This is a genomic window from Pantoea sp. Sc1 (assembly GCF_000255315.1).
GTDB classification, from domain to species: Bacteria; Pseudomonadota; Gammaproteobacteria; order Enterobacterales; family Enterobacteriaceae; genus Pantoea; species Pantoea anthophila.
This window is the reverse complement of the sequence record NZ_AJFP01000001.1, coordinates 2,166,634-2,189,946: the sequence shown is the minus strand read 5'-3', so window position 1 is coordinate 2,189,946 and position 23,313 is coordinate 2,166,634. Positions and strand designations below refer to the sequence as shown.

26 protein-coding genes are annotated in these 23,313 nt (G+C 59.0%); 19 read left to right on the top strand and 7 right to left on the bottom strand.

Annotation, left to right across the window (positions count from 1 at the left end):
- The first annotated feature begins 6 nt into the window (after window positions 1-6).
- Window positions 7-867 (top strand): NAD(P)-dependent oxidoreductase, encoded by an 861-nt coding sequence (locus S7A_RS10125; RefSeq protein WP_009090278.1) that lies wholly within the window; start codon window positions 7-9, stop codon window positions 865-867.
- Window positions 864-1,643, top strand: a complete 780-nt coding sequence (locus tag S7A_RS10120) for a helix-turn-helix transcriptional regulator (protein ID WP_009090277.1) — start codon at window positions 864-866, stop codon at window positions 1,641-1,643. The genes S7A_RS10125 and S7A_RS10120 overlap by 4 nt, the downstream gene beginning before the upstream one ends.
- Here the strand turns inward: S7A_RS10120 and leuA are convergent.
- Window positions 1,564-3,279, bottom strand: a complete 1,716-nt coding sequence (gene leuA, locus S7A_RS10115; RefSeq protein WP_009090275.1) for a 2-isopropylmalate synthase — start codon at window positions 3,277-3,279, stop codon at window positions 1,564-1,566. The two genes, S7A_RS10120 and leuA, sit on opposite strands and share 80 nt — an antisense overlap.
- A 165-nt stretch (window positions 3,280-3,444) precedes the next feature.
- Here leuA and S7A_RS10110 point away from each other — a divergent pair, with 165 nt between their 5' ends.
- The 8 genes from S7A_RS10110 (at window position 3,445) to S7A_RS10080 (ending at window position 10,790) form a co-directional block, all read left to right on the top strand.
- Window positions 3,445-4,461 carry a dipeptidase gene (locus S7A_RS10110; protein WP_009090273.1) on the top strand — a complete coding sequence of 339 codons (1,017 nt, stop codon included), beginning with the start codon at window positions 3,445-3,447 and terminating at the stop codon, window positions 4,459-4,461.
- 142 nt (window positions 4,462-4,603) lie between these two features.
- A complete protein-coding gene (gene pqqA / locus S7A_RS20810) occupies window positions 4,604-4,675 on the top strand; it encodes a pyrroloquinoline quinone precursor peptide PqqA (protein ID WP_009090272.1) in 72 nt (23 codons plus the stop codon).
- Window positions 4,676-4,727: 52 nt separating this feature from the next.
- Window positions 4,728-5,645, top strand: a complete 918-nt coding sequence (pqqB, locus tag S7A_RS10105; protein ID WP_009090269.1) for a pyrroloquinoline quinone biosynthesis protein PqqB — start codon at window positions 4,728-4,730, stop codon at window positions 5,643-5,645.
- Between the two features lie 3 nt (window positions 5,646-5,648).
- On the top strand, window positions 5,649-6,404 hold the full coding sequence (pqqC, locus tag S7A_RS10100) for a pyrroloquinoline-quinone synthase PqqC (protein ID WP_009090267.1): 756 nt from the start codon (window positions 5,649-5,651) through the stop codon (window positions 6,402-6,404).
- Between the two features lie 3 nt (window positions 6,405-6,407).
- On the top strand, window positions 6,408-6,686 hold the full coding sequence (gene pqqD / locus S7A_RS10095; RefSeq protein ID WP_009090265.1) for a pyrroloquinoline quinone biosynthesis peptide chaperone PqqD: 279 nt from the start codon (window positions 6,408-6,410) through the stop codon (window positions 6,684-6,686).
- Complete coding sequence (gene pqqE / locus S7A_RS10090) at window positions 6,649-7,815, top strand: pyrroloquinoline quinone biosynthesis protein PqqE (protein ID WP_167430856.1); 1,167 nt, start codon at window positions 6,649-6,651, stop codon at window positions 7,813-7,815. Before pqqD ends, pqqE begins: the two co-directional genes overlap by 38 nt.
- Entirely contained in the window at window positions 7,815-10,121 is a 2,307-nt protein-coding gene (gene pqqF, locus S7A_RS10085) for a pyrroloquinoline quinone biosynthesis protein PqqF (RefSeq protein WP_009090262.1), read from the top strand. Before pqqE ends, pqqF begins: the two co-directional genes overlap by 1 nt.
- Window positions 10,122-10,205: 84 nt before the next feature.
- Entirely contained in the window at window positions 10,206-10,790 is a 585-nt protein-coding gene (locus S7A_RS10080) for a YceI family protein (protein WP_009090261.1), read from the top strand.
- A 39-nt stretch (window positions 10,791-10,829) separates the two neighbouring features.
- On the opposite strand, the gene S7A_RS10075 is transcribed toward S7A_RS10080, so the two are convergent.
- The gene (locus S7A_RS10075; protein ID WP_009090259.1) at window positions 10,830-11,744 is read right to left on the bottom strand and encodes a pyridoxal-phosphate dependent enzyme; all 915 of its coding nucleotides are present in this window, start codon (window positions 11,742-11,744) and stop codon (window positions 10,830-10,832) included.
- Between the two features lie 574 nt (window positions 11,745-12,318).
- Between S7A_RS10075 and S7A_RS10065 the strand changes: the two genes are divergently transcribed.
- The 9 genes from S7A_RS10065 (at window position 12,319) to S7A_RS10025 (ending at window position 19,373) form a co-directional block, all read left to right on the top strand.
- Window positions 12,319-13,299, top strand: a complete 981-nt coding sequence (locus S7A_RS10065; RefSeq protein WP_009090256.1) for a 6-phosphofructokinase — start codon at window positions 12,319-12,321, stop codon at window positions 13,297-13,299.
- 10 nt (window positions 13,300-13,309) lie between these two features.
- Window positions 13,310-13,624, top strand: coding sequence for a PTS sugar transporter subunit IIB (locus S7A_RS10060; protein WP_009090254.1), 315 nt, complete (start codon window positions 13,310-13,312; stop codon window positions 13,622-13,624).
- Window positions 13,617-14,984, top strand: a complete 1,368-nt coding sequence (locus S7A_RS10055) for a PTS sugar transporter subunit IIC (RefSeq protein WP_009090252.1) — start codon at window positions 13,617-13,619, stop codon at window positions 14,982-14,984. The genes S7A_RS10060 and S7A_RS10055 overlap by 8 nt, the downstream gene beginning before the upstream one ends.
- Window positions 14,971-15,813, top strand: a complete 843-nt coding sequence (locus tag S7A_RS10050) for a class II fructose-bisphosphate aldolase (RefSeq protein WP_009090250.1) — start codon at window positions 14,971-14,973, stop codon at window positions 15,811-15,813. Before S7A_RS10055 ends, S7A_RS10050 begins: the two co-directional genes overlap by 14 nt.
- An 86-nt stretch (window positions 15,814-15,899) precedes the next feature.
- Window positions 15,900-16,169 (top strand): hypothetical protein, encoded by a 270-nt coding sequence (locus S7A_RS10045; RefSeq protein ID WP_009090249.1) that lies wholly within the window; start codon window positions 15,900-15,902, stop codon window positions 16,167-16,169.
- A 9-nt stretch (window positions 16,170-16,178) separates the two neighbouring features.
- Entirely contained in the window at window positions 16,179-16,616 is a 438-nt protein-coding gene (locus S7A_RS10040) for a PTS sugar transporter subunit IIA (RefSeq protein ID WP_009090247.1), read from the top strand.
- Window positions 16,613-17,236 carry an AAA family ATPase gene (locus S7A_RS10035; protein WP_009090245.1) on the top strand — a complete coding sequence of 208 codons (624 nt, stop codon included), beginning with the start codon at window positions 16,613-16,615 and terminating at the stop codon, window positions 17,234-17,236. Before S7A_RS10040 ends, S7A_RS10035 begins: the two co-directional genes overlap by 4 nt.
- A complete protein-coding gene (locus S7A_RS10030; protein ID WP_009090243.1) occupies window positions 17,205-17,654 on the top strand; it encodes a thiol-disulfide oxidoreductase DCC family protein in 450 nt (149 codons plus the stop codon). The genes S7A_RS10035 and S7A_RS10030 overlap by 32 nt, the downstream gene beginning before the upstream one ends.
- 819 nt (window positions 17,655-18,473) lie before the next feature.
- A complete protein-coding gene (locus tag S7A_RS10025; RefSeq protein ID WP_009090241.1) occupies window positions 18,474-19,373 on the top strand; it encodes a LysR family transcriptional regulator in 900 nt (299 codons plus the stop codon).
- Here the strand turns inward: S7A_RS10025 and S7A_RS10020 are convergent.
- From S7A_RS10020 to S7A_RS10000, 5 genes are all read right to left on the bottom strand, one after another.
- Window positions 19,348-20,142, bottom strand: coding sequence for a substrate-binding domain-containing protein (locus S7A_RS10020; protein WP_009090240.1), 795 nt, complete (start codon window positions 20,140-20,142; stop codon window positions 19,348-19,350). The genes S7A_RS10025 and S7A_RS10020 overlap by 26 nt on opposite strands.
- Before the next feature lie 10 nt (window positions 20,143-20,152).
- A complete protein-coding gene (locus S7A_RS10015) occupies window positions 20,153-21,460 on the bottom strand; it encodes an MFS transporter (protein WP_276047101.1) in 1,308 nt (435 codons plus the stop codon).
- 320 nt (window positions 21,461-21,780) lie between these two features.
- Window positions 21,781-22,491: a helix-turn-helix transcriptional regulator gene (locus tag S7A_RS10010; RefSeq protein WP_009090238.1), complete on the bottom strand. Its 711-nt coding sequence runs from the start codon at window positions 22,489-22,491 to the stop codon at window positions 21,781-21,783.
- A complete protein-coding gene (locus S7A_RS10005; RefSeq protein WP_009090237.1) occupies window positions 22,469-22,879 on the bottom strand; it encodes an amino acid-binding protein in 411 nt (136 codons plus the stop codon). Before S7A_RS10005 ends, S7A_RS10010 begins: the two co-directional genes overlap by 23 nt.
- A 1-nt stretch (window position 22,880) precedes the next feature.
- Complete coding sequence (locus S7A_RS10000) at window positions 22,881-23,195, bottom strand: antibiotic biosynthesis monooxygenase (protein ID WP_009090236.1); 315 nt, start codon at window positions 23,193-23,195, stop codon at window positions 22,881-22,883.
- Between the last annotated feature and the right edge of the window lie 118 nt (window positions 23,196-23,313).

The following is a 23,313-nucleotide window of genomic DNA, read 5'->3' as shown; positions in this document are numbered from 1 at the left end:
GTCAGCATGAAACAACCTGAAGTGGCGGTTCTGGGATTAGGCGCGATGGGGCACGCATTTGCCGCTAATCTGCTGAAGAAAGGCTTTACCGTGCACGGCTGGAATCGCACCCGCGCACGCGGCGAAGATTTGCTGGACGCGGGGTTGCAGCTGGCTGACACGCCAGACGAGGCAGTGCGGCAGGCGGATGTCGTGATCGCCATGCTGGCGGACGGTGATACCACTGAGCAGGTGCTGCATCAGGTTAAGGAAGCCCTTAAACAGGGTGCAACGCTGTGCCAGATGGGCACCATCGGGGTGGAAAAAACGGATGCGCTGATCGCCTTTTTCGCAGAGGCCCGTCCCGATCTGCTGTTTATTGATGCGCCGGTTTCCGGCACTAAGGCACCGGCCGAAAACGCACAGATTCTGGTGCTCGCCAGTGGCGATCAGAGCCGGGCGCAGGCGGCAGAAGCGGTGTTTACCGCCATCGGTAAAGGTACGCAATGGCTGGGCGAAGCGGGTAAAAGCAGCCGTATGAAGCTGGTGATCAACAGCTGGCTGATTGGCATGATGCAGAGCCTGGCAGAGAGTACCCAACTGGCAGCGCAGTTCGGCTTCTCCACCGACGATCTCTGGCAGGTGCTGGAGGGCGGTCCGCTCGCAGCCCCTTATGCAAAAATGAAGCTGGAGATGATGGCCCGCGATGACTACACCCCGCAGATGCATCTGGTCTGGGCGCTGAAGGATGCCCGACTGGCGCTGGATGCTGCAGAAACGCCGCTGCCGGCGCTGGAGAATATTTCCCGGCTCTGGCAGCAGGCGGTTGATGAAGGACATGGTGAAGAGGATCTGGCGGTGATCTACCGCTATCTGAAGGCGCAATGAGCCAGCAGCCGGTTGACTTCAGCCATCGTCCGCTGGTGCCACTGGCGCACGACTACCGGCACGGTGCCAGTGAGCCCTGGCACCACCATACCTGCGCTCAGCTGATCCACACGCTGAGCGGCGTGGTGCGGGTGGAAACGGAGTATGGCAGCTGGATCGTGCCACCCAGCCGCGGCGTCTGGCTGCCCGCATTTACCCGTCATGCGTTGCAGATTACCGGCAGCGTCGCGGCGCGCACGCTGTTTATCGATCCGCTGGCACGTGCCGATCTGCCCGCCAGCTGTCAGGTGGTGCAGATCTCGCCGTTGCTGCGTGAGCTGATTGTTACCGCACTCGCGCTGCCGGTGCATTACGAAGCAGGCAGCCGGGCTGAGCGGGTAATGGAGTTGATTCTGGATGAAATTCGCGGCATGGATGTGCTGCCATTTGCGCTGCCGACGCCACACAGCGCCCGGCTTCAGGCGCTGTGTGAGCGGATCCAGCAGACCCCCGGCGAAAACTGGACGTTACTGCGCGCCAGTACCCACCTGAACGTCTCGGGCCGGACGCTGGCCCGCCATTTTATGCGCGAAACCGGATTGCAGTTCAGCGACTGGGTGCGACGTGCACGGCTGGCGATCGCTCTGACGCGACTGGCGCAGGGCGACGCGGTGCTGCGGGTGGCGCTGGAGCTGGGCTATGAAAGCCCCAGCGCCTTCAGTGCGATGTTTCGTCGTCTGCTGGGCGTGTCACCGACGGACTACTTTCCGCCGCCAGAAAGCAGCCCGCCGCGCTGAGCAGTGCCTGCAGGGCCGCACGGGTTGTGTCGTTGTCGATGCTCACACCCCATGCCCGCACCCCACGCGCATCCACACAGCTGATATAGGCCACGGAACGGCTGTCACTGCGCCGCCCCAGCGTATGTTCATGATAATCCTCAATGGTCAGATGAAGATCGAACGCGCCAGCGAGGGCATTGACCGCCGCCGACAGCCAGCCATTGCCCCGGCCGGTGAGCGTCACCGGACGCTCCTGACAGCGGACGCTGGCGCGCATCTGCGTCTGTCCGGCGCTGTCGCTCTGGCTGTCAGCCTGCTCCAGGGTGATTGCCGGCTGCGTCACACCGTAGCGGCGGCAAAAGAGCTGCCACAGCGCGTAGTGCGTCATCTCGCCACCGTGCCGGTCTGTCTCCTGCTGCACACAACGGCTGAAATCCTGTTGCAGGGCACGCGGCAGCTGTAAACCGTGATTCTGTTCCAGCAGCCAGGCGGCTCCGCTTTTGCCTGACTGGCTGTTGACACGGATCACCGCCTCATAGCTGCAGCCGATGTCGGCCGGGTCAAGGGGCAGGTAGGGCATCTGCCACAGCGTCTCCTGCTGTTCGGCGCGAATGGCGAACCCTTTTTTGATCGCGTCCTGATGCGAACCGGAGAAGGCGGTGAAGACCAGCTCCCCCGCGTAGGGATGGCGGGGATGCACCGGCAACTGGTTGCAGCGGGTCACCACCTCAATCACCTCCTGCATTTTGCTGAAGTCGAGCTGCGGCGAAACGCCCTGCGTGTAGAGATTCAGCGCCAGCGTGACCAGATCGACATTGCCGGTGCGCTCGCCGTTGCCAAACAGGCAGCCTTCAACCCGGTCAGCGCCTGCCAGCAGAGCCAGCTCCGCGCAGGCGACGCCGGTGCCGCGATCGTTATGCGGATGGACGCTGATACAGACGGCATCGCGGCGGCTGAAGTGGCGACAGAAATACTCGATCTGATCGGCATAGACATTCGGCGTATTCACCTCCACCGTGGCGGGCAGGTTGATGATCATCGGCCGCGTGACATCAGGCTGCCAGACATCCGCCACCGCCTCGCAAATCTCCATAACGAACGCGGGTTCGGTGAAACAGAACGTCTCGGGTGAATATTGAAAGGTCCAGTGGGTTGCCGGCTGCGCCTCGCATCCGGCGCGGATCTGCCGCGCGCCTGCGGTGGCGAGGGCGATAATCTCCGCTTTGCTCTGTTTAAAAACCCGTTCGCGAAACAGCGGCGCAGTGGCGTTATAGAGATGCACAATGGCGCGCGGCACCCCCTGCAGCGATTCGAAGGTGCGAGCGATCAGATCGGCGCGCGCCTGTGTCAGCACCTGCAGCGTTACATCCTGCGGAATGCGCTGCTGTTTAATCAGATCGCGAACGAAATCAAAATCTGTCTGCGATGCTGAGGGAAAGGCGACCTCAATCTCCCGGAAACCGCAGCGCAGCAGCAGATCCCAGAAGGCCATTTTGCGCTCGCGATCCATCGGCTCTGCCAGCGCCTGATTGCCATCGCGCAGATCGGTAGAGAGCCAGCGCGGTGCCTGAGTGAGCTGGCGTGAAGGCCACTGACGATCGGGCAGCGACATCAGCGGGGCGGGACGGTATTTATCAGCGGGTTGCGTCAGCATAGGGTTCTCCTTGTTTTTTTATCAGTCTGCCGCCAGCGCCTCTCCGCCGCGCGCGCGATGCTGACAACCTGATGCGCAAAAGTGACAACACCCTGCGTGCGCTCCGGTTTGATGAATCTGCCGGGCGGGGTTAGCATGATCGCCTGTTTCTCCGGGTGAACACTTATGCTGATTTTTGACGGTCACAACGACCTGCTGCTTAACCTCTGGCTGCACCATCGCGATGCGCCTGTACAGGCGTTTTATCAGGGTATTGAACGGGGCCACCTCGATTTCCCGCGCATTCAGCAGGGCGGCTTTGGCGGCGGGCTGTTTGCGATTTTTGTGCCGCCGCAGGAGTACATTGCCCGCACCGTGCCAGCCCGTGCTGGTGAACCCTGGCAACCGCTTGAGATCATGTGGCAGCAGCTGCAGATCCTGCAGCAACTGGCCGATGAATCAGGGGGCCGGGCGCGTCTCTGCCGCAGCGTGGAGGAGATTACAGAGTGCCGGGCGGCGGATGTGCTGGCGATGGTGGCGCATATCGAAGGGGCCGATGCGCTGGATGAAGAGGGCGAACAGCTGCACGCCTTCTGGCAGGCGGGGGTGCGCAGTATCGGGCCGTTCTGGAATCTGCCTAACCGCTTTGGTCAGGGCGTCAGCGGCAGCTTCCCCGGCTCGCCCGATACCGGGCCGGGGCTGACCCCGGCCGGTGAACGGCTGATCCAGCAGGCCAGCGCGCTCAATATGATGATCGACGTCTCTCACATGAATGAAAAGGCCTTCCAGGATACTGCCCGGATCGCCGCTGCGCCGCTGGTCGCCAGCCACTCTAACGCGCACGCCCTCTGCCCGCAGCCGCGCAATCTCACGGATGCGCAGCTGATGGCGATCCGCGACAGCGGGGGTCTGGTCGGCATCAACTTCGGCAACGCGTTTCTGCGGGCCGACGGTAAACGCGACGCTGACACGCCATTAACAGAAATTGTTAAGCATTGTGATCATCTGTTGAGGATAATGGGCAGCGACCATGTGGCCTTTGGCTCCGATTTCGACGGCATCACCCCGCCGGATGCGCTGGGGGATGTCAGCGGGATGCCGCGTCTGCTCGCGGCTTTCCGGGAAGCGGGCTATGATCAGACACTGACAGAGAAGCTGGCATGGGGAAACTGGCAGCGGGTTTTACGTCTGACCGGGCTGTGATAACAATTTCCTTACGTCCGGACTTGATCCCGACGCGCCATTGGCGCACCATCTGCCTGGAAATTGTGACAGTGCTCTCATTTAATCGCTGTCACGCTGATTCCAGGCAGCTAAATTACTGTTAATAAAGAGGATATAAATTATGTGGAAAAAACCAACCTTCGTTGATCTGCGTCTCGGTCTGGAAGTGACTCTCTACATCTCCAACCGTTAATCGTTATGCCCGCCTTCTGAGCGGGCATTTTTTCAACTTCTGGTTTTCCTCTATGTTTATCAAAATCCTCGGTTCGGCCGCGGGTGGCGGGTTTCCGCAGTGGAACTGCAACTGCGCCAACTGCCACGGCGTGCGAAACGGCACGATTCAGGCCAGCATGCGTACACAGTCGTCGATTATCCTCAGCGATAACGGCGAGGACTGGGTGCTGTGCAATGCCTCTCCCGATATCAGTCAACAGATCCTGCATACGCCCGAGCTGACACGCAAAGGGGTACTGCGCGGCACCGCGATAGGTGCCATTATCCTGACCGACAGTCAGATCGATCACACCACCGGGCTTCTCAGCCTGCGTGAAGGCTGTCCGCATCAGGTATGGTGCACCCCTGAGGTGCATGCCGACCTCAGCACCGGCTTCCCCATCTTTCCGATGCTCAGCCACTGGAACGGCGGCTTACAGCACCGGCCCATTGCGCCACTGACGCCGTTCAGCGTTGATGTCTGTCGCGATCTGGTGTTTACCGCGATTCCGATCATCAGTAACGCGCCGCCATACTCGCCCTATCGCGATCGGCCGCTGCCGGGTCACAACGTGGCGCTGTTTATCGAAAACCGCGCCAGCGGCCACACGCTGCTCTATGCACCCGGTCTGGGAGAGCCTGATGACGTCATCCTGCCGTGGCTGCACAAGGCAGACTGCCTGCTGATTGACGGCACCGTCTGGCAGGACGATGAGCTGCTCGCCACCGGCGTAGGCCACAACACCGGCAGGGCGATGGGCCATCTGGCACTGGCAGAAGAGCAGGGGCTGATGGCGCTGCTGGCGTCGCTGCCGGCAAAACGCAAAATTCTGATCCACATTAACAACACCAATCCGATCCTTAACGAGCAGTCACCCCAGCGTCAGTTTCTGACAGAGCAGGGCATCGAGGTGAGCTGGGACGGAATGGCGATCCACCTTCAGGGCTAAATCATGCAGATCACCGAAACGCTGTCGCCACAGGCTTTTGAACAGGCTCTGCGCGACAAGGGTGCGTACTACCACATTTATCACCCTTATCACATTGCGATGCACAACGGTCAGGCGACCCGCGAGCAGATTCAGGGCTGGGTGGCCAACCGCTTCTATTACCAGACCACCATTCCGCTGAAAGATGCGGCGATCATGGCGAACTGTCCCGATCCGGCTACCCGGCGCAAATGGGTGCAGCGCATCCTTGACCATGACGGCAGTAATGGCGAAGAGGGCGGCATCGAAGCCTGGCTGCGGCTGGGCGAGGCCGTCGGTCTGACGCGTGAGGAACTGCTGTCGGAGCAACACGTGCTGCCCGGCGTGCGTTTTGCGGTGGATGCTTATATTAACTTTGCCCGCCGCGCCAACTGGCAGGAGGCCGCGTGCAGTTCACTGACCGAGCTGTTCGCGCCGCAGATCCATCAGTCGCGGCTCGACAGCTGGCCGCAGCACTATCCATGGATTAAAGAAGAGGGCTACTTCTACTTCCGCAGCCGCCTGGGTCAGGCGAACCGCGATGTGGAACATGGCCTGGCGCTGGCGCTGGACTTTTTCACCACCGCAGAGAGCCAGAACCGCATGCTGGAAATTTTGCAGTTTAAGCTCGATATTTTATGGAGCATGCTGGATGCGATGACCATGGCTTACGAGCTGAAACGTCCGCCTTATCACACCGTCACTGACAAGGCGGCGTGGCACACCACCCGACTGGTATAACAGATGAATGAGAACTCGATTGCCGTGTTTCGTCGCGGCTACCGCATGCAGTGGGAAGCCGCCCAGGAGAGCCACGTCGTGCTCTATCCGGAAGGGATGGCGAAACTGAATGAAACCGCCGCCGCCATTCTTGAGCTGGTGGATGGCAAACAGGATATCGGCGCGATTATCGCGACGCTGGACAGCCGTTTCCCGGAAGCGGGCGGCGTGGGCGCAGACGTTTTAGAGTTCCTGCAGTCAGCCTATGAACAGAAGTGGATACAGTTCCGTGACCCCGCATAAACCTGGCGTAAATCCGCCGCTCTGGCTGCTGGCCGAGCTGACCTATCGCTGCCCGCTGCAGTGTCCCTACTGCTCGAATCCGCTCGACTTTGCGCAGCAGGAGAAGGAGCTGACGACGGCGCAGTGGATTGAGGTGTTTCGCCAGGCGCGCGCCATGGGCAGCGTACAGCTCGGCTTTTCCGGCGGCGAGCCGCTGACCCGTAAAGATCTGCCGGAGCTGATTAAGGCCGCACGCGATCTCGGCTTCTATACCAACCTCATTACTTCCGGCATCGGCCTGACAGAGAAGAAGCTGGATGCCTTCAGCGAGGCGGGTCTGGACCATATCCAGATAAGCTTCCAGGCGAGTGATGAAACCCTGAATGCCGCGCTGGCAGGCTCGAAAAAGGCGTTTCAGCAGAAGCTTGAGATGGCGAAGGCGGTGAAGGCCCACGGCTATCCGATGGTGCTCAACTTCGTGCTGCATCGCCACAACATCGATCAGATCGATAAAATTATCGACCTCTGCATCGAGCTGGAAGCGGATGACGTCGAGCTGGCGACCTGTCAGTTCTACGGCTGGGCGCAGCTGAACCGCGAAGGCCTGCTGCCTACCCGTGAGCAGATCGCGCAGGCGGAAGCGGTGGTAAACCGTTACCGTGAGCGCATGAGCGACAGCGGCAGCCTGACCAATCTGCTGTTTGTGACCCCTGACTATTACGAAGAGCGGCCCAAGCCCTGCATGGGCGGCTGGGGTGCCATCTTCCTCAGCGTCACGCCGGAAGGCACCGCGCTGCCGTGTCACAGTGCGCGCCAGCTGCCGGTGGAGTTTCCGTCGGTGCTGACGCAGAGTCTGGACGATATCTGGTACAACTCGTTCGGTTTTAACCGCTATCGCGGTTTCGACTGGATGCCAGAGCCGTGCCGCTCCTGTGATGAGAAAGAGAAAGATTTTGGTGGCTGTCGCTGCCAGGCGTATATGCTGACCGGCAACGCCGATAACGCCGACCCGGTCTGCAGCAAATCACCGCATCACGGTAAAATCCTTGAGGCCCGCCGCGAGGCGGATTGCAGCGACATCAGGATTGGTCAGCTGCAGTTCCGCAACCGCAGCAACTCACAGCTGATCTACAAAACCCGGAACCTCTGATGATAACGCGCGGCCTGACGATCAATGGCCTGACGATTGAGCTGGTGCATCACGCCGACGCCAGCCAGGCCGCGGCGCTGATTAAGGTGGCGGCAGGCAGCCACGACGAGCCTGACCGCTGGCCAGGCCTGGCGCATCTGCTTGAGCATCTGCTCTTCACCGGCAGCACCGGCTGGCCTGATGAGGGGCGGCTGATGAGCTGGATCCAGGCGCAGGGTGGCAGAGTTAACGCCACCACGCAGGCCCGCCGCAGCGCCTTCTTCTTTGAGGTTACGCCGTCGCTGCTGGCTGACGGGCTGCTGCGATTGCAGGATATGATTGCCCATCCGCTGCTCGACAATCAGGCGATCGGGCAGGAAGTGGCAGTGATCGACGCAGAGTATCAGCTGTTACAGCGCCATCAGCCGACACGCACGGAGGCGGCACTGCTGCACGCCGCCACATCACCCCCCGCATTCCGCCGCTTTCAGGCAGGGAGTCGCGCCACCTTTGGCGATGATCTCCCCGCTCTGCAGCGGGCGCTGCGCCAGTTCCACCAGCGCTATTACGTTTCCGGCAATATGCGGCTCTGGCTACAGGGACCGCAGACGCTGGATGAGCTGGAGCAGCTGGCGCGGGATTTTGCCGCCGGGCTGCCGTCCGGTCACGCGCAGCAGGATCTGTCGCCGCCCGGACTGACAGGTGAGGCTGTCTGGCAGCTGGCGGAGGGCGCACCCGCGGCGCTGTGGCGCAGCTGGCTGCTGGACAGTAGTGACGGTGTCACGTTATGGCGTGAGTTTCTGCTCGATGAAGCGCCCGGTTCACTGCTGGCGACGCTGCGCGAGCGGAAGCTGGCGGAGGCGCTGGATCTGCAATGGATCTATCAGGCCGATGACGCGCACTGGCTGGCCCTGAAGGTGGAGACCGACCAGCCTGAGCTGACAGACAGCGTGATCGATGACTATCTGGCCGCGCTGCGCCAGACCGCTGAACCGCAGCATCAGCACTATCAGCGGCTGGCACAGCAGCGTTTTGCCGCGCTCGCGCCGCTGGATCAGTTACGCCAGCGCGCCTTCGGCTTTGCGCCGGATGAGGCAGAGTCTGCGTTGCCGCGGCTGCTGGCGTCGCTCTGCCGCGCGCCGCAAAGCTGGCTGATCTGCTCGCCGCAACCGGCGGCGGTGAATCTGGTCACGCAGGGATTCAGCCTGCCGCTCTCCCCACGGAATGCGTTTCCCCGCACGAAGCCGTCCCCGGCCTCATTCACCTTTTATCCGCTCAGCAGCGTCGCCACCGCTGAATCGCTGCCTGCCACAGCGGTAGTCTTACCGCATCATCAGCCTGACGACGGGGACGCTACGCTGATCCTGCGCCCGGAGTTCTGGACAACCTTTACGCCGGAGAGGGGTCTGGCGCTGGAAAAACGGCTGCGTCCGCTGTTTGCCGCGCTGCGACATCAGGGCGGTCATGGGCGCTGGCAGGAAGTGGAGGGGGTGTGGCAAATGACGCTGCAGCTGCCGCCGGATGCGGCGGTGGCCGACAGGGCACTCAGCCTGATGGTGCCTGCTCTCACGCCGCCTGCCGAATCCGGGCCGACTCCGCCTGTGGAGAGCATCGCCATTCGTGCGCTGCTGCAGCAGTTACCCTATGAGCTGGCGGTAAACGTTGCGCCCGGCAGCTGGCGGGCGGCACTGAAAGGGGGCAACGCGGCGCTGCACGCCCTGATCGCCCGGCGGCTGAGTGCGCTGTCGCTGCCGGTCAACCCGGCCGCGCCGCCGACGCGCATGACGCCCCGGACCGGTTTGACGCGTCTGCCCCATGCCAGCACCGATAATGCGCTGCTGCTCTTTATCCCGCTGCAGCAGAGTGAACAGCTGGCTGCGCTGCGGGCGCTGGCCCTGATCTACGAGCCGCGCTTTTTCCAACGCTATCGGGTCGAACAGCCGGTGGGCTACGTGGTCAGCAGCCGCTATCTGCGCTGCGCCGACGAAGACGGGGTGCTGTTTGCGCTGCAGTCACCTGACTACAGCGCGCTCTCCCTGCTGCGCTACTGCCGCAACTTCCTGCGCTCGCTGACGCCGACGCTGGGCGAGTGCGATCTGGTGGCACTGAAAACCCGCCTGCTCAGCAGAGAAAACGATCAGCCGCTGGCACGGCTGCGTCAGGAGAATGGCCTGGCCGAACCCGATGCGGCGCAGATCCAGGCGCTGGATCTCAGGGATCTGCAGCAGCTGCATCGCACGCTGATGCAGGATCGCCGCCGCTGGCGGGTGCTGTTCACGGACGGAGAACGGACGCAGGCCTGGCAGAGAGTTGCTGAATTTATTTGAAAATTACCGACAAATCTCTTCACTGTCTAAAACGGGAAATTTGCACCACACTTAGTGCACTTTTGTCCGCATAAGGAATTGACCGTGAAGAACTTTAAACGTATTGCACTGCCCCTGTTAGCCGCTGCGACCCTGTATGCTCCCCTGTCCCAGGCTGAGGCGATGCACTACCAGCTGAACCCTGAGCATACGTCCGTCATCGTTGCCTGGAACCACTTCGGCTTCTCCAACCCGACCGCGGATATCCCGGATGCCACCGGTACGCTGGTGTTTGACAAAGATCATCCGGAAGCTTCACGCGTTGACGTGACCCTGCCGGTCAGCAAAATCGACAGCCACGTTGCGGCACTGACGAAAGAATTCAAAGGCGCGGACTATTTCGATACCGCGAAATACCCGACGGCCACCTTCCACAGCACCAAAGTGGTCGCGAAAGGCGACAACAAATTTGATGTTGAAGGTAACCTGACCCTGAAAGGGATCACCAAACCGGTTACGCTGCACGCTAGGCTGAACAAGCAGGGCGAACATCCGATGGTGAAGAAGCAGGCGATTGGTTTTGATGCCACCGGCACCATCAAACGCTCTGACTTCAAACTGGATAAATATGTGCCAGCAGTCAGCGACGAGGTCACCCTGACCCTGTCTACCGAAGCCTACGCGAAGTAACAGGCTGGCGGCGCAGCCCGTGCGGCTGCGCCACGTTTCTCACGCTGTCAGCCAGCCCTGCAGGCTCTCCAGCGTGACAGAGGCCCCGCCACAGACGATAACCAGCACCTTCTCTTCCGGCTTAAAGCTAATCTTCCCGTCATAGAGCATCGACAGCGACACGCCACAGGCAGGTTCTGTCAGAACACGATGATCGTCCAGAAAGCGGCGACAGGCGTTCACGGCTTCATCATCGGTCACCACCATTCCCCGGACGTCTGAACGGCGCGCCACCGTAAACGCATTTTCACACACCTGGCTGGCCGCCAGCGTCGTGGCAATGCCGCTGACGCTCTCCAGCGTGACCCGCTCGCCCGCCTTCAGCGCGGCGTTAAGGGAGGCGGTTCCCTCTGTTTCCACCGCATAAACCGGAATATGGCCGAGCTGATGTTTTTCCAGTCCCTGCATCACGCCGGAGAGCAGGCTGCCACCGCCTGTCGACAGGATGACGGCATCCGGACGCAGCCCTTCGTCGATCACTTCATCCACCAGCGTACTGATGCCGTCCCACAACAGCGGGTTGTCAAAGGGGTGAATATAGATATTCTCCGCTGTCGCCAGCGACAGGGCATACGCATTCGCTTCACTCCAGACCCTGCCGTGGACGATGAGCCTGGCGCCTTCCTGTTCAATAAGCTGTCTGGCGCGCGCCGAGGTGGTTTCAGGCACCACCACCGTGACCGGCAGTCCCAGCCGGCGGCCACTGTGGGCCACGGCAATACCCGCATTGCCGCCGGAGGAGCTGATAAAGGCTTTTGCGCCATGCGCGGCGTAATGGCGGCAGATGTGGGCCGCACTCCGGAGCTTAAATGATCCGGTCGGCTGCGCTGATTCCATTTTCAGCCAGACATGGCTCCCGCTGTGCTGACTGAGTGGCAGGGAGTAAATGAGCGGGGTGCGGATACTGATTTCCATGCGTCTTATCCTGATCAAAGGCGTTGATGACAAACCGGCTGACTGTCAGGCCGGGGGTGCGGGAGAGCAGCGTCGGACAGAGGAGGCGTCCGCCTCGCCGAAGATAAGGTGCACGATTCTCCTTACAAATCATCATGCTTCTGCTGCATTTTCTGTCGGCTTTATTCGTTATACAGAAGAGTGTTACCTGTTCGCAACAGCGATGCTGAATCTGATTAACATGACGATGCGCAGGGGATATCGGCATCCCTTTATCCGCCGGCCGGCGGCGAAACCGGGAAAAATGAGGTGAAAGTCACAAATTCGCAACGTCACTGTCTCGCCTGATTCCGGCTTTTTCCGCCGTTCTCTCCATCCCGCCAGCCCGCACGCTAACCCGATGATTTATATCGATTCGTCTCAGGCGTAATAAGTCGGAATAGCGTGACTCACATCACAAATCATACGCCTCACAACCCGCTGTCAATATTCCGGCCAGCGAAAAACCGCTCATAAATGTGACCTCACCTGCAAAGTGCAACTCCGCTTACCGGAAGAATGACCCTCAGCAGTTTCAGCCAGCGAGGAGAGGATGATGCGGATTGGAATGGTCATCAGTGGCGGCGATGTCACCGGGATTAATAATTTTGTTTTTCAGATTGGCCGTCTGACCCAGGCCGGGATGGTGATATTTGACGGCGGCATTCCCGGCCTGCTGGCCAATAACCACCGTGAAATCAGCCAGCGCGATCTGCTGGACTTCTCCATCGCCGCGATTCCGGTCATCCAGTCGGGACGCACCGAAAAAAAACTGGTGCAGAGCGAGTACGAGCTGATTGCACGCCAGCTGAAAAACGCCCGGATTGACGTATTGATTCTGGCGGGCGGCGACGGATCGCTGCAGTTTCTTCACACGCTCTCACAGAGCGGGGTGAACTGCTTTGGTGTCGGCATGACCATCGACAACGATGTTTTCGGCAGTGACTACACCCTGGGCTTTTCCACCGCCTGCGAGCAGGTCTTAAAAGAGGTGGCGAAGCTGCGTAATACCGGGCGCGCCTTACCGGGCCGGGTATTTATGGTGGAGCTGCTCGGCGGCTACTGCGGTGAATTGACCCTGCAGTCCGCGATTAAAGCCAACGCGGATGTTGCGCTGATCCCGGAGTGCCAGATCCCGGTGCCGCAGCTGGCGCAGCGCATTACCCGGCGGCTGGAACAGCAGAACAGCGTGGTGATTCTCTGTTCAGAAGGTTACACCCGGGAATATTCGCCCGGTTTTCAGGGCGCTATCGACACCTTAATCAAACAGCTTGAACCCCTGATTGGCGTTCGGATCCGTAAAACCATTCTCGGTTACGGACTGCGTAATGGTGACCCCACCTGCGAAGAGATTTATCAGGGCACCATTATGGCCAGTGAGGTGGTGCGTTGTATTCAGTCAGGCATGCGGAATAAAGCGGTCATTATTAACGGCAGCAATAAACCGATCCCGATTGATTTAATAAGCATGCAAAAACGCCTGGTCGATATTGACGGGCACTATTACAAACTCGCTAAACAACTCAACATCGTGTGAGGAGAAGAACATGCTGAAAATATTATGTGTCTGTGGTTGTGGATTAGGCTCCAGTTTTGCCATTGAGATGAGCGCAAAGGCCGTTTTAAAAAAACTGGAAATTGAGGCAGATATCGATCACACCACCATTTCAGAAGCGAATGCTTTTAAGTCAGATATGATCCTGACGCAAAAAGCCTTTGCCGATGTATTAAATGCGGATGCCACGCCAGAGCAGATTAAACGGGTCATTATTCTTAACCGGCTCACCGATAAAGCGGAAATAGAGCAGAAGATCCTGGCTTTTTTAAAAGAACGCAACCTGAAGGTCGCCGCCCATGAATAGTGTGATTGATTTTCTGGTCAAAGATCTGCTGGGACAGGCATCGATTCTGATCGCCTTTATTGCCCTTATCGGTCTGCTGCTGCAAAAAAAATCGGCAGGGAAGGTGATGGAAGGCACCTTTAAAACCCTGCTCGGATTTTTAATTATGATGGCGGGTATCAATATTATTGTCGGCACGCTGACCTTCCTGAATACCATCTTTACCCACGGCTTCGGCATGCGCGGTTATATCACCGATGTGGCCGCCATTGCCGGGCTGGCAAACCGTGAGCTGGGGTCGGAAGTGGCGCTGACGCTGCTGGCGATCTTTATCGTCAACATCATCATCGCGCGCCTGACGCCCTTTAAGTACATCTTCCTGACGGGACAGGCACTGCTCTGGATGGCGACGATCGGCGCCGTCATCGGTTACAAAGCGGGACTGACCGGCCTGCCGCTGATCCTGACCGGCGGCATCTTCGGCGGCATCATGGCGGTCATCATGCCTGCGCTGGCGCAGCCGGTGGTGCGGCGCATTACCGAGTCGGATGATGTCGCGCTGGGTCACTTCTGCACCATTGGCTATCTGGTCACGGCTGCGGTCGCCAGAGTGGTCGGCAAAGGCTCCCGCTCAACCGAAGATCTGAAGCTGCCGGATAACTTTAAGTTTCTGCAGGACACCTATCTGTCGATGGCGCTGGTGATGGTGCCGATGTATCTGATCCCCGCCCTGGCCGCCGGTCCGGCCTTCATCGCTCAGTACAGCAACGGCATGAACTACCTGATGTACGCCTTTATGCAGTCGATTCAGTTTGTTGCCGGGGTGTTTGTGCTCTACAGCGGCGTTCGCCTGCTGCTAAACGAGCTGGTGCCTGCGTTCCGCGGTATCGCCATGCGGGTGGTGCCGGATGCGAAACCGGCGCTGGACTGTCCGGTGATGTTTCCTTACGCCCCTAATGCGGTGATTGTCGGCTTCCTCGCCACCACGCTCGGCTCCATCGTCGGCATGCTTCTCTTCCCGATGATGGGTCTGGCGATGATCCTGCCGGGTCTGCTGACCAACTTCTTTGCCGGGGGCACCGCCGGGGTCTTTGGTAACGCCATGGGCGGGCGGCGCGGCGCGATGATCGGCGGCTTTGTTCACGGCCTCTTTATCACGTTCCTGCCCGCCATCCTGGTGCCGATGCTGGAAAGCTACGGCTTCACTGGCGTGACCTTCAGCGATTCCGACGTCATCAGTACCGGACTGGTACTCGGCCACGCTTTCCAGAACAACTGGCTGTTCGTCGCCCTGTTTATTGCCTTTGTTACCGCGCTTGCCTGGTTTGTTAATGGCAAATCCACCCGACCTCACGAGGAAAAAATCCATGAAACTTTATAATTTCGCCGACCTGCTTCAGCTGGCTAAACAGCGTGACTTTAAAGCGGTGGGATCTTTTAATCTGCACTGTCTGGAGATGCTGCCCGCCTATTTTAAAGCGGCGGAGAAAACCAGCAGCCCGTTAATGATCCAGATCTCCACCGGTACGGCGAAATATCTCGGCCATAAGCTGCTGGTCGACGCCATTAAATCGCTGTCAGAGAGCACCGGCGTGCCGACGTGTCTGCATCTCGATCACTGCTCGGATCTGACGGCTATTCAGACGGCGATCGATGCCGGCTTCAGCTCTGTCATGTATGACGGCTCTCATCTGCCGATTGAGGAGAATATTGCCAACACCCGTCGGGTGATCGATATGGCGCGACCGCACAACGTCTCGGTCGAGGCGGAGCTGGGGGCGATTGGCGGCTCGGAGGATGGCAAAAGCCTGGAGATGGAGGCGATTGCCTTTACGCCGGTGGAGGATGCGCGTCGCTTCGTGGAGGAAACCGGCGTCGATATGCTGGCGATCTCCATCGGCACCGTGCATGGGCTTTACACCGGCAAGGCGCACATTCAGCATCAGCGGCTGGCCGATATTACGGCGGCCACCCGCACGCCGCTGGTTCTGCACGGCGGCACCGGCGTCAGCGACGAAGATATGCGGCTGGCGGTGAGCAGCGGGATTGAAAAGGTCAACGTCGGAACGGAAATGAACGTTCAGTGGGTGGCACAGTGCAAATCGACCTTTGAAAAAGGCAAGGTCAATGACAGCGTGCGTAATTTCCTGGTGCCGGCAAATGACGCGGTGACCAACGTGCTGGTGGAGAAGATGCAGTTATTCCGCTGATCGCCGGATCGGTTATCAGTCAGTCGTAACGTTTTTATTTTCATGCCTTAACTGAACCCCTGAAATAATCCGGGGCAGGAGAGCCTATGTTTGGATTTCTGAAAAAGTCACCGGCGGGTGAACCGGTCAGCCCGCAGCAGCAGGACCATCTGGCGGAACTCAGCCGCGGCAAAATAACGCAGCTGGAGCAGCAGCTGGCTATTAATCCGCGCGATGGCGCAACGCAGAAAGAATTAATGCTGGAATATAATCGGGCGTTAAGCTTATTTGCGAAAAGCCCTCGCTACCGCAATGAAATCGATGCGCTGTTTGTCAAAATAGATGAACTGCGCAATGTGGTTCGCCAGTCGATCTGAGGAGAGCGGATGACCATTAAGCAGTTATTACAGGAGGCCGACGCCATTCAGACCGGCATTGACGCCACGGACTGGCGTCAGGTTATCGCCCTGGCCGCGGCTCCGCTGGTCAGCGGCGGCTATCTTCACGCCTCCTATTCGGAGGCGGTGATTGCCAATACGCTGACGCATGGCGCGTACTATGTCTTTGAGGAGGGAATTGCCATTCCTCATGCGCGACCGGAAGCGGGGGTGATCCGCGACTGTTTCAGTCTGATCCTGCTGAAGGAACCGATCTCCTTTGCGGGCAGTGACAAGGCGGACATTGTGATCATGTTTGGTGCGCGCGACAGTAACGCGCACATCGAAGAGGGGATCCGGGCCATTGTGTCGCTGCTGGAGGATGAGGAGACGCTGGTCAGGTTACGTCAGGCCAGCAGCGCAGCGGAGGTCATCGATATCTTATGACGCTGACAAATACGGTAAAACGGGTGGTGCTGGTGAACGGCATCCCGGCGTCGGGTAAAAGTACCCTGACGCAGGCGCTCTCTCACCATTTTGGCTGGCCGGTGCTGACGCTCGACACGCTCAAAGAGCCGTTTATGCGCTGCTTTACTCCGGTCGACCGCGCGCGAAACCGGCAGCTGGGCTGCGCGGCCTACCAGGCGATCTGGAACATCGTCGGCCAGGCACCGGCCAGTCAGATCTGGCTGATCGACGCCTGGTTCGGGTTTCAGCCGCGTGCGCTGCTGGAGCAGGGGCTGAAACAGGCCGGCGTGGAGGAGGCGCTTGAGCTGTGGCTGAAGATTGATCCGGAGGTGGCGGTGGCGCGCTATCAGGCACGGCTGTCGCAGCGGCTGCCGGGACATCCCGGCGCCGAGTATCTGCCGGAGCTGCGCCAGCTGGCGCGTCAGGCCAGGCCGATGGCGCTGGGGCCGGTCTGTGAGACTGACGCCTGCGCCCGGGACGACACGGCCGTTATTCACTGGCTGCAACATCAGCTGACCAGAACCCGCTACACTTCAGCTCATCATGAGCGACGTGAGGAGCGGCAGGATGACATCACCCCCCTATCTGCAAACCGGTGAAAGCGCCGTGCTCTATGACGGCGTCTGTAAGCTGTGTAACGGCTGGGTTCAGTTTCTGCTGCGCCACCGGCTGGCGCGGCAGGTTCGTTTTGCCTCGGTGCAGAGCGAGCAGGGCAAGGCGCTGCTGCGCTGGGCCGGACTGCCGGAAGAGAAGATCAGCACCATTGTCTACATTAAAGGTGACCAGCACTGGCTACGGGCGCAGGCGGTGTTCCGCGTTATGCAGCATCTCCCTCTGCCGTGGCGCGGGCTGGCGGTGCTGCGTCACTTCCCCGACACCCTCAGTAACTTTGCTTATGACCGCATCGCGTTAAATCGCTACAGGCTGTTTGGCCGTTACAGCAGCCAGCATGCGATTGTCCCCGATTATCCCGGACGTTTTCTGCATCAGGTTGAGCCTTCCGTTATGCCGGAATGAAAAAACTCCTCCGGCTACGGCTGTGCTGAATCAGTGTCCGCCTGATAAAAACTTTCAGCCGCATGAGCATAGGAGTGAAACGTCTCTGACCGTTATGGAATTTGAGACTGAATATTTGTTGAAAAGCTAATGCTGGGCTCTCAGGGTAAGAGTTGCGAGTGTGGAAGCAGAGCATGTGATGCTTAATTTATTATTGGTAGAGGCATTCTTTGATTAATTTTCATATAAATAAACAATTTTATTATTTTATTTAACATTCATTTTCAGTGAGCGGATCGTTTCGATTTTATTTTTCTTGAGTGATATAAAAAAGTGCACTATTGTTCATCACGACTAAAGTAAATCTTTAACTTGAGGGTCTGAAATGGAATTTTTATGTGAAGAAAATCTGGAAAGGTTTGCAGGTGCCATTGGTAACAGAGACGGATCGGGGAAATACTATGGCGGATAATGTCCCTGGCATAGAAAAAGGGTAAAAAACGCCTGTATTATACCTGGGATATTATCATCAGGTGTTCTGTTAACATCAGTGAATATATTTCCTCATGATGGATGGCTGGGTTTTTTGCCTTGTGAAACCGCAAAATTTTTTGTGATTTTATTTTGCTCTTACGGTGGGGTGTCAATTCTGAAAGACCTGGCTCTCTATTTTATGAGGGGTTCACAGGAGTGAATCTTACCCAGACAGGCTCGCTTCGGCGGGCCTTTTTAAAAAAACAAAATAAAGCTAACAAGCTTCAATATATTTTAACAACTTAGCTACAAAATTCGCGTATTATAATGGCTGGCTAAACCACTAAAAGCGACTAAAGAAGGACTATGCCGGTTAACTTCGATCTCAACGATCTCTACGCGTTTCGCGCGCTGGTGGAGTTTGGTAACTTTCGCCTGGCGGCGGAATCGATCTGTCTCTCCCAGTCGGCGCTGAGCCGCCGGATCGATAAACTGGAAACCACACTGGGGATCAAACTGTTTGAGCGCACCACGCGCCGCGTAACGCTGACGCTGAAAGGGCACGCGTTTGCGCAGCGCTCAGACAAGCTGCTGACAGACTTCGAAGAGGTGATGGCCGATCTCAGTGAGGTCAGCCTGGCCCGCACCGGGCTGATTACGGTCGCCTGCGTGCCGTCAGCGGCCTACTACTTCATGCCCAATATCATCCGGCTGTTTCAGGTGCGCTACCCCAGAGTGCGGGTGAAACTGATCGACAGCAGTGCGGCCAATGTCTATGACGCGGTGATTGGCGGGCAGGCGGATTTCGGCATCAGCTTCTCCAGCCGTTCGCAGCCGGATGTCCATTTTCAGCCGCTGAGGGAGGACCCTTACGTGGCGGCCTGTCGGCGCGATCATCCGATTGCCGGAAAAAAGAGTCTGAGCTGGCAGGCGTTTTATCAGTATGAGTGGATCGGGCTGGATAAGACCTCCGGTAATCGCAATCTGCTGGATCAGGCATTGCAGGCGATCGTGCCGGAGAAGCCCTGTGTCTGCGAAACCCGGCACGTCACGACCATGCTGGGGATGGTTGAGGCGGGGCTCGGCATTGCTGCCGTCCCCGCCATGTCGATGCCGGGTTACGATCACGCCCTGCTGACGGGCGTGCCGTTAACCGACCCGGAGGTGAAACGCACCATCGGTCTGCTGCGCAAAAATGGCCGGATGCTGTCGCATATCGCGGGCGAACTGGAAAACCTGATTACTGAACAGTATCAGCTTCTCTGACCGGTTTTGAGGCCGTCACGCTGTGCAGTCCGCTGGCCAGCACGGCCTTCTGGTTTTCCGGCGACGCGAGCCAGTGCAGCAGCTTACTCGCCTCATCCGGCTGCCCGGAGGTGCGCACCACGGCACCGGCAAAGCGGGTGGTGTATTGCAGCTTCGCCGGCAGCTCCCCAATAAAGGTGACGCCTGGCACGGGCAGCAACTCACTCACCTGCTGAAACCCGATACTGTATTTCCCGGCCGCCACCTCTGACGCCACCGGAATGCGCTCAACCTTCACGGCTTTATTCCGGACCTGATCCTCAATACCCAGCCGGCTGAAAAGCTGGCTGCTGACATATTTGCCGCTGGCGCTGTCGGAATAGGCGATGGAACCGGCCTTCAGCAGGGTGGTGCGGAGTTCACTTTCGCTGCCGATCTTAACCGGTGTCGCCCCCTGTCTGATGACCGCGCCGATGCGCGAGTCGGCGAGTTCTACCCGGGAACCCGGCAGCGTCTCACCCTTTTTCTCCAGTCCGGTCAGCGCGTCGCCGACCATAATCACCACATCGGCCGGCTCACCGCGCGCCAGTCGCGCCGGGATCGCCTGTGGAGTCTTGCCCATCGACGGACCGGCAACCGTATGGAGGGTGATCCCTTCCTGCCGGGCGAAGCGGGGCGAGAGGGTATCCCAGGCCGCTTTAAACCCGCCGGAGATCATCACCGTCAGTTCTTTGGCCTGCGCACCGGCACTGCCCAGCAACAGGGGGATTAACAGTAAAGCAGATTTCATTCTCAGTTCCTCAGCTAAAGGTCTTACCGGCGTGGGATAACGCACGGCTGGTACGGCGATAGAGGTAGAGGGTGGCCAGCAGGGCGCAGACAGCCGCAAAGCTCATCCAGTAGCCGGGCGACGCTTTATCGCCGGTCAGCTCAATCAGGCCGGTGGACATCACCGGGGTAAAGCCGCCGAACAGAGCAGTCGCCAGGCTGTAGGCCAGTGAAAAGCCCGCGACGCGCACTTCAGCCGGCATGATTTCGGTCAGGGCCGGGATCATCGCACCGTTGTAGAGACCGTAGATCATCGAAAGCCACAGCAGCACGCCCAGCATCATTGAGAAGCCGGGGGCTGCCGCCAGCAGGCTCAGCGCCGGATAGCTGGTCGCCATCGCCAGCAGGGTCATCGCCACCAGGATCGGCTTACGGCCAAAGCGGTCGGAGAGCGCGCCGCCGATCGGCAACCAGATAAAGTTCGATACCGCCACCAGTAACGTCACCAGCAGGCTGTCAGAGGCGCTAAGCAGCAGCACTTTCTTGCCAAAGGTCGGGGCGTAAACCGTGATCAGGTAAAACGCGGTGGTGGTCATCGCGACCATCAGCATGCCGGCAATCACGACCTGCCAGTTGGCTAGCAGAATACGGAACACCTGCTTCACTTCGGGATGGCTGCGACGATTGTTGAACTCCTGCGTCTCTTCCAGCTTGCGGCGCAGCACGAAAATAAACGGCACGATCAGACAGCCAAACAGGAAGGGAATACGCCAGCCCCACTCGCGGATTTCACTTTCTGCCAGTACGGCGTTGAGGATAAAGCCCATCGCGGCAGCGACCATAATGGCTACCTGCTGGCTGCCTGACTGCCAGCTGGTGTAGAAGCCTTTGCGGCCCGGCGTGGCGATCTCGGCCAGATAGACCGACACACCACCCAGCTCCGCACCGGCCGAGAAGCCCTGCAACAGGCGGCCGATCAGCACCAGCAGCGGCGCCCACAGGCCAATGCTCTGGTAGGAGGGGATCAGCACGATCAGAAAGGTGCCCGCCGCCATAATCGAGAGCGTGACGATCAGTCCCTTACGACGGCCGACCTTATCGATGTAGGCTCCCAGCACGACCGCGCCGATAGGGCGCATAAGGAAGCCAGCCCCAAACACGGCAAAGGTCATCATCAGGGAGGCGAACTCACTGCTGGCCGGAAAGAAGGTGTGAGCGATATAGGTGGCATAGAAACCGAACAGGAAGAAATCGAACTGTTCGAGGAAGTTGCCAGAGGTCACACGGAAAATTGCGCCAATCCTGGCGCGGTGAGTCATGGGTGAGGTGGTCTGCATCAGAAGCTCCAGTAAGGTATGACGCTTTTTGCCGCGCCTGTGACTGAAGAGTGGATCAGCGCCCGGCGCTAAATAAGTGCAAAATGAGAATCAATTGATGTGTCAGCCGCATGATTGCCCGACGTTATCAATTTAAAGGCTTACGATTCAGAAGGTTGGACAGCCGTGCGTTTTTACCGCTTCTGTTACCGGTGCTGGCGTGAGTTTGCGGAAATGTGACAGGATTCATAGGCGTGTTATAGGTTCTGGCAGGGGATGCGCCGGTTGTCGTGCCGCCAGAAGGTGGCTGGCGGCAGGAAAAAACGGTCAGGTCATGTTATGCGTTAACGCGGGGTGACACCGAAAACCTGTTGCAGATGGCGGAGCCCCGCCACGGTGAAAGCCACTTCCCGATAGCCTGCCTGCCGGGTCAGCCAGCCCTGCTGTTCAAAGCCGGTCAGCAGCGCGGCGCCCGCGTAGCCCCCGAGATGAAACTGCCGCTCACTCCAGTCCAGGCACCCACAGCACGCTTTGCGCCGTCCGGGTTGTGACAGGTCAATCTGCAATGCCAGAAACTGCTGTCTGCCGTGAAGCGTGACCGCGCTGCCTTCGGGCGTGATCCAGCCCTGATGCACCAGTGAGGCATAGATCTGCACCGCAATTTCACCTGCCAGATGGTCATAACAGGTGCGGGCGGTGCGAAGCGCGCGTGGCGCTGTGCTCTCAGGGGCGGCAATCCGTTGCCACGACACGCCCATCATGTTCTCAATCAGCGTGGCGATATCACTGCCATTCAGCCGGTAATAACGGTGACGGCCCTGCGCCAGGCACACGATCAGCCCGCTATTCATCAGCCGGGTCAGATGTGCGCTGGCGGTGGAGGGCGCGACATCCGTGACGGCACTGAGCTCCGTGGCCGTCCATGCGCGTCCATCCATCAGCGCTGACAGCATCCTGACCCGCGAGGGATCGGCCATCGCGGCGGCGACACCGGCAATGGCGTTTTCCAGCGCGTCACTGTCGTCGGGGGCATTATGGGGTTGCGGTGTTGCCATCGGAGGATACGGCCCATTCTGTAGTCAGCCCGGCGGCTGAGAGGTTGTTGTCGGTGATCAGGATCAGCCGGTTGGCGTGGTCACTGTACTGCACCAGGATATTTATCCCGGCTGCGGCCAGGCGTGTGGTAATGGCACCCAGTTCGCCGGGACGCTGCTGAGGGAGCCGGCGGATGAGTGGAACATGGACGGCTTCAACCGCGATCCCTTCCGCTTCCAGCACCCTTCGGGCCCGTTCACCCTCTGCCACCAGAAAATGGGCGTGGCTCAGTGTGCCGGACGAGAACATGCCACCGCCTTCCAGTCCAATTCCCTGATCGCCCAGCAGCGTGGTAAGCCGGGAGAGCGTGCCCGGGCTATTCTGCAGGATCACATGAATGTCGAACATATTACATTTCTCCCGGGTTAAACGCATATTCTCTGACGAGAGTGACGATGCGCAGATGATAAGCGGCAAAAAGCGTCTCACGGCCTTCGCGCTGGGCAGTCTGATGGCACAGATTGCGCTTCCAGGCCCTGATCGACTCTTCATCGCGCCACCAGGAGAGTGAAAGGATTTTTTTCTCATCGGTCAGGCTCTGAAAACGCTCCAGAGAGATAAATCCTTCGTTTTCCATCAGCAGCGGTTTAAGGTCCGCCGCCAGCTGCCTGTAACGCATCTGGTGTTCCGGCAGGGCTTCAGCTTCAAATAGTACGGCAATCATTGCGCTTCTCCTTGGGGTTGATAGCCGGAAAATAGCGGGCGGGGGATGTTAATGCTTCGGCCGGAAACGAAATAAGCGCGGCTGCTCTGGTCGCGGACAGATGTGACAAACCCACGCA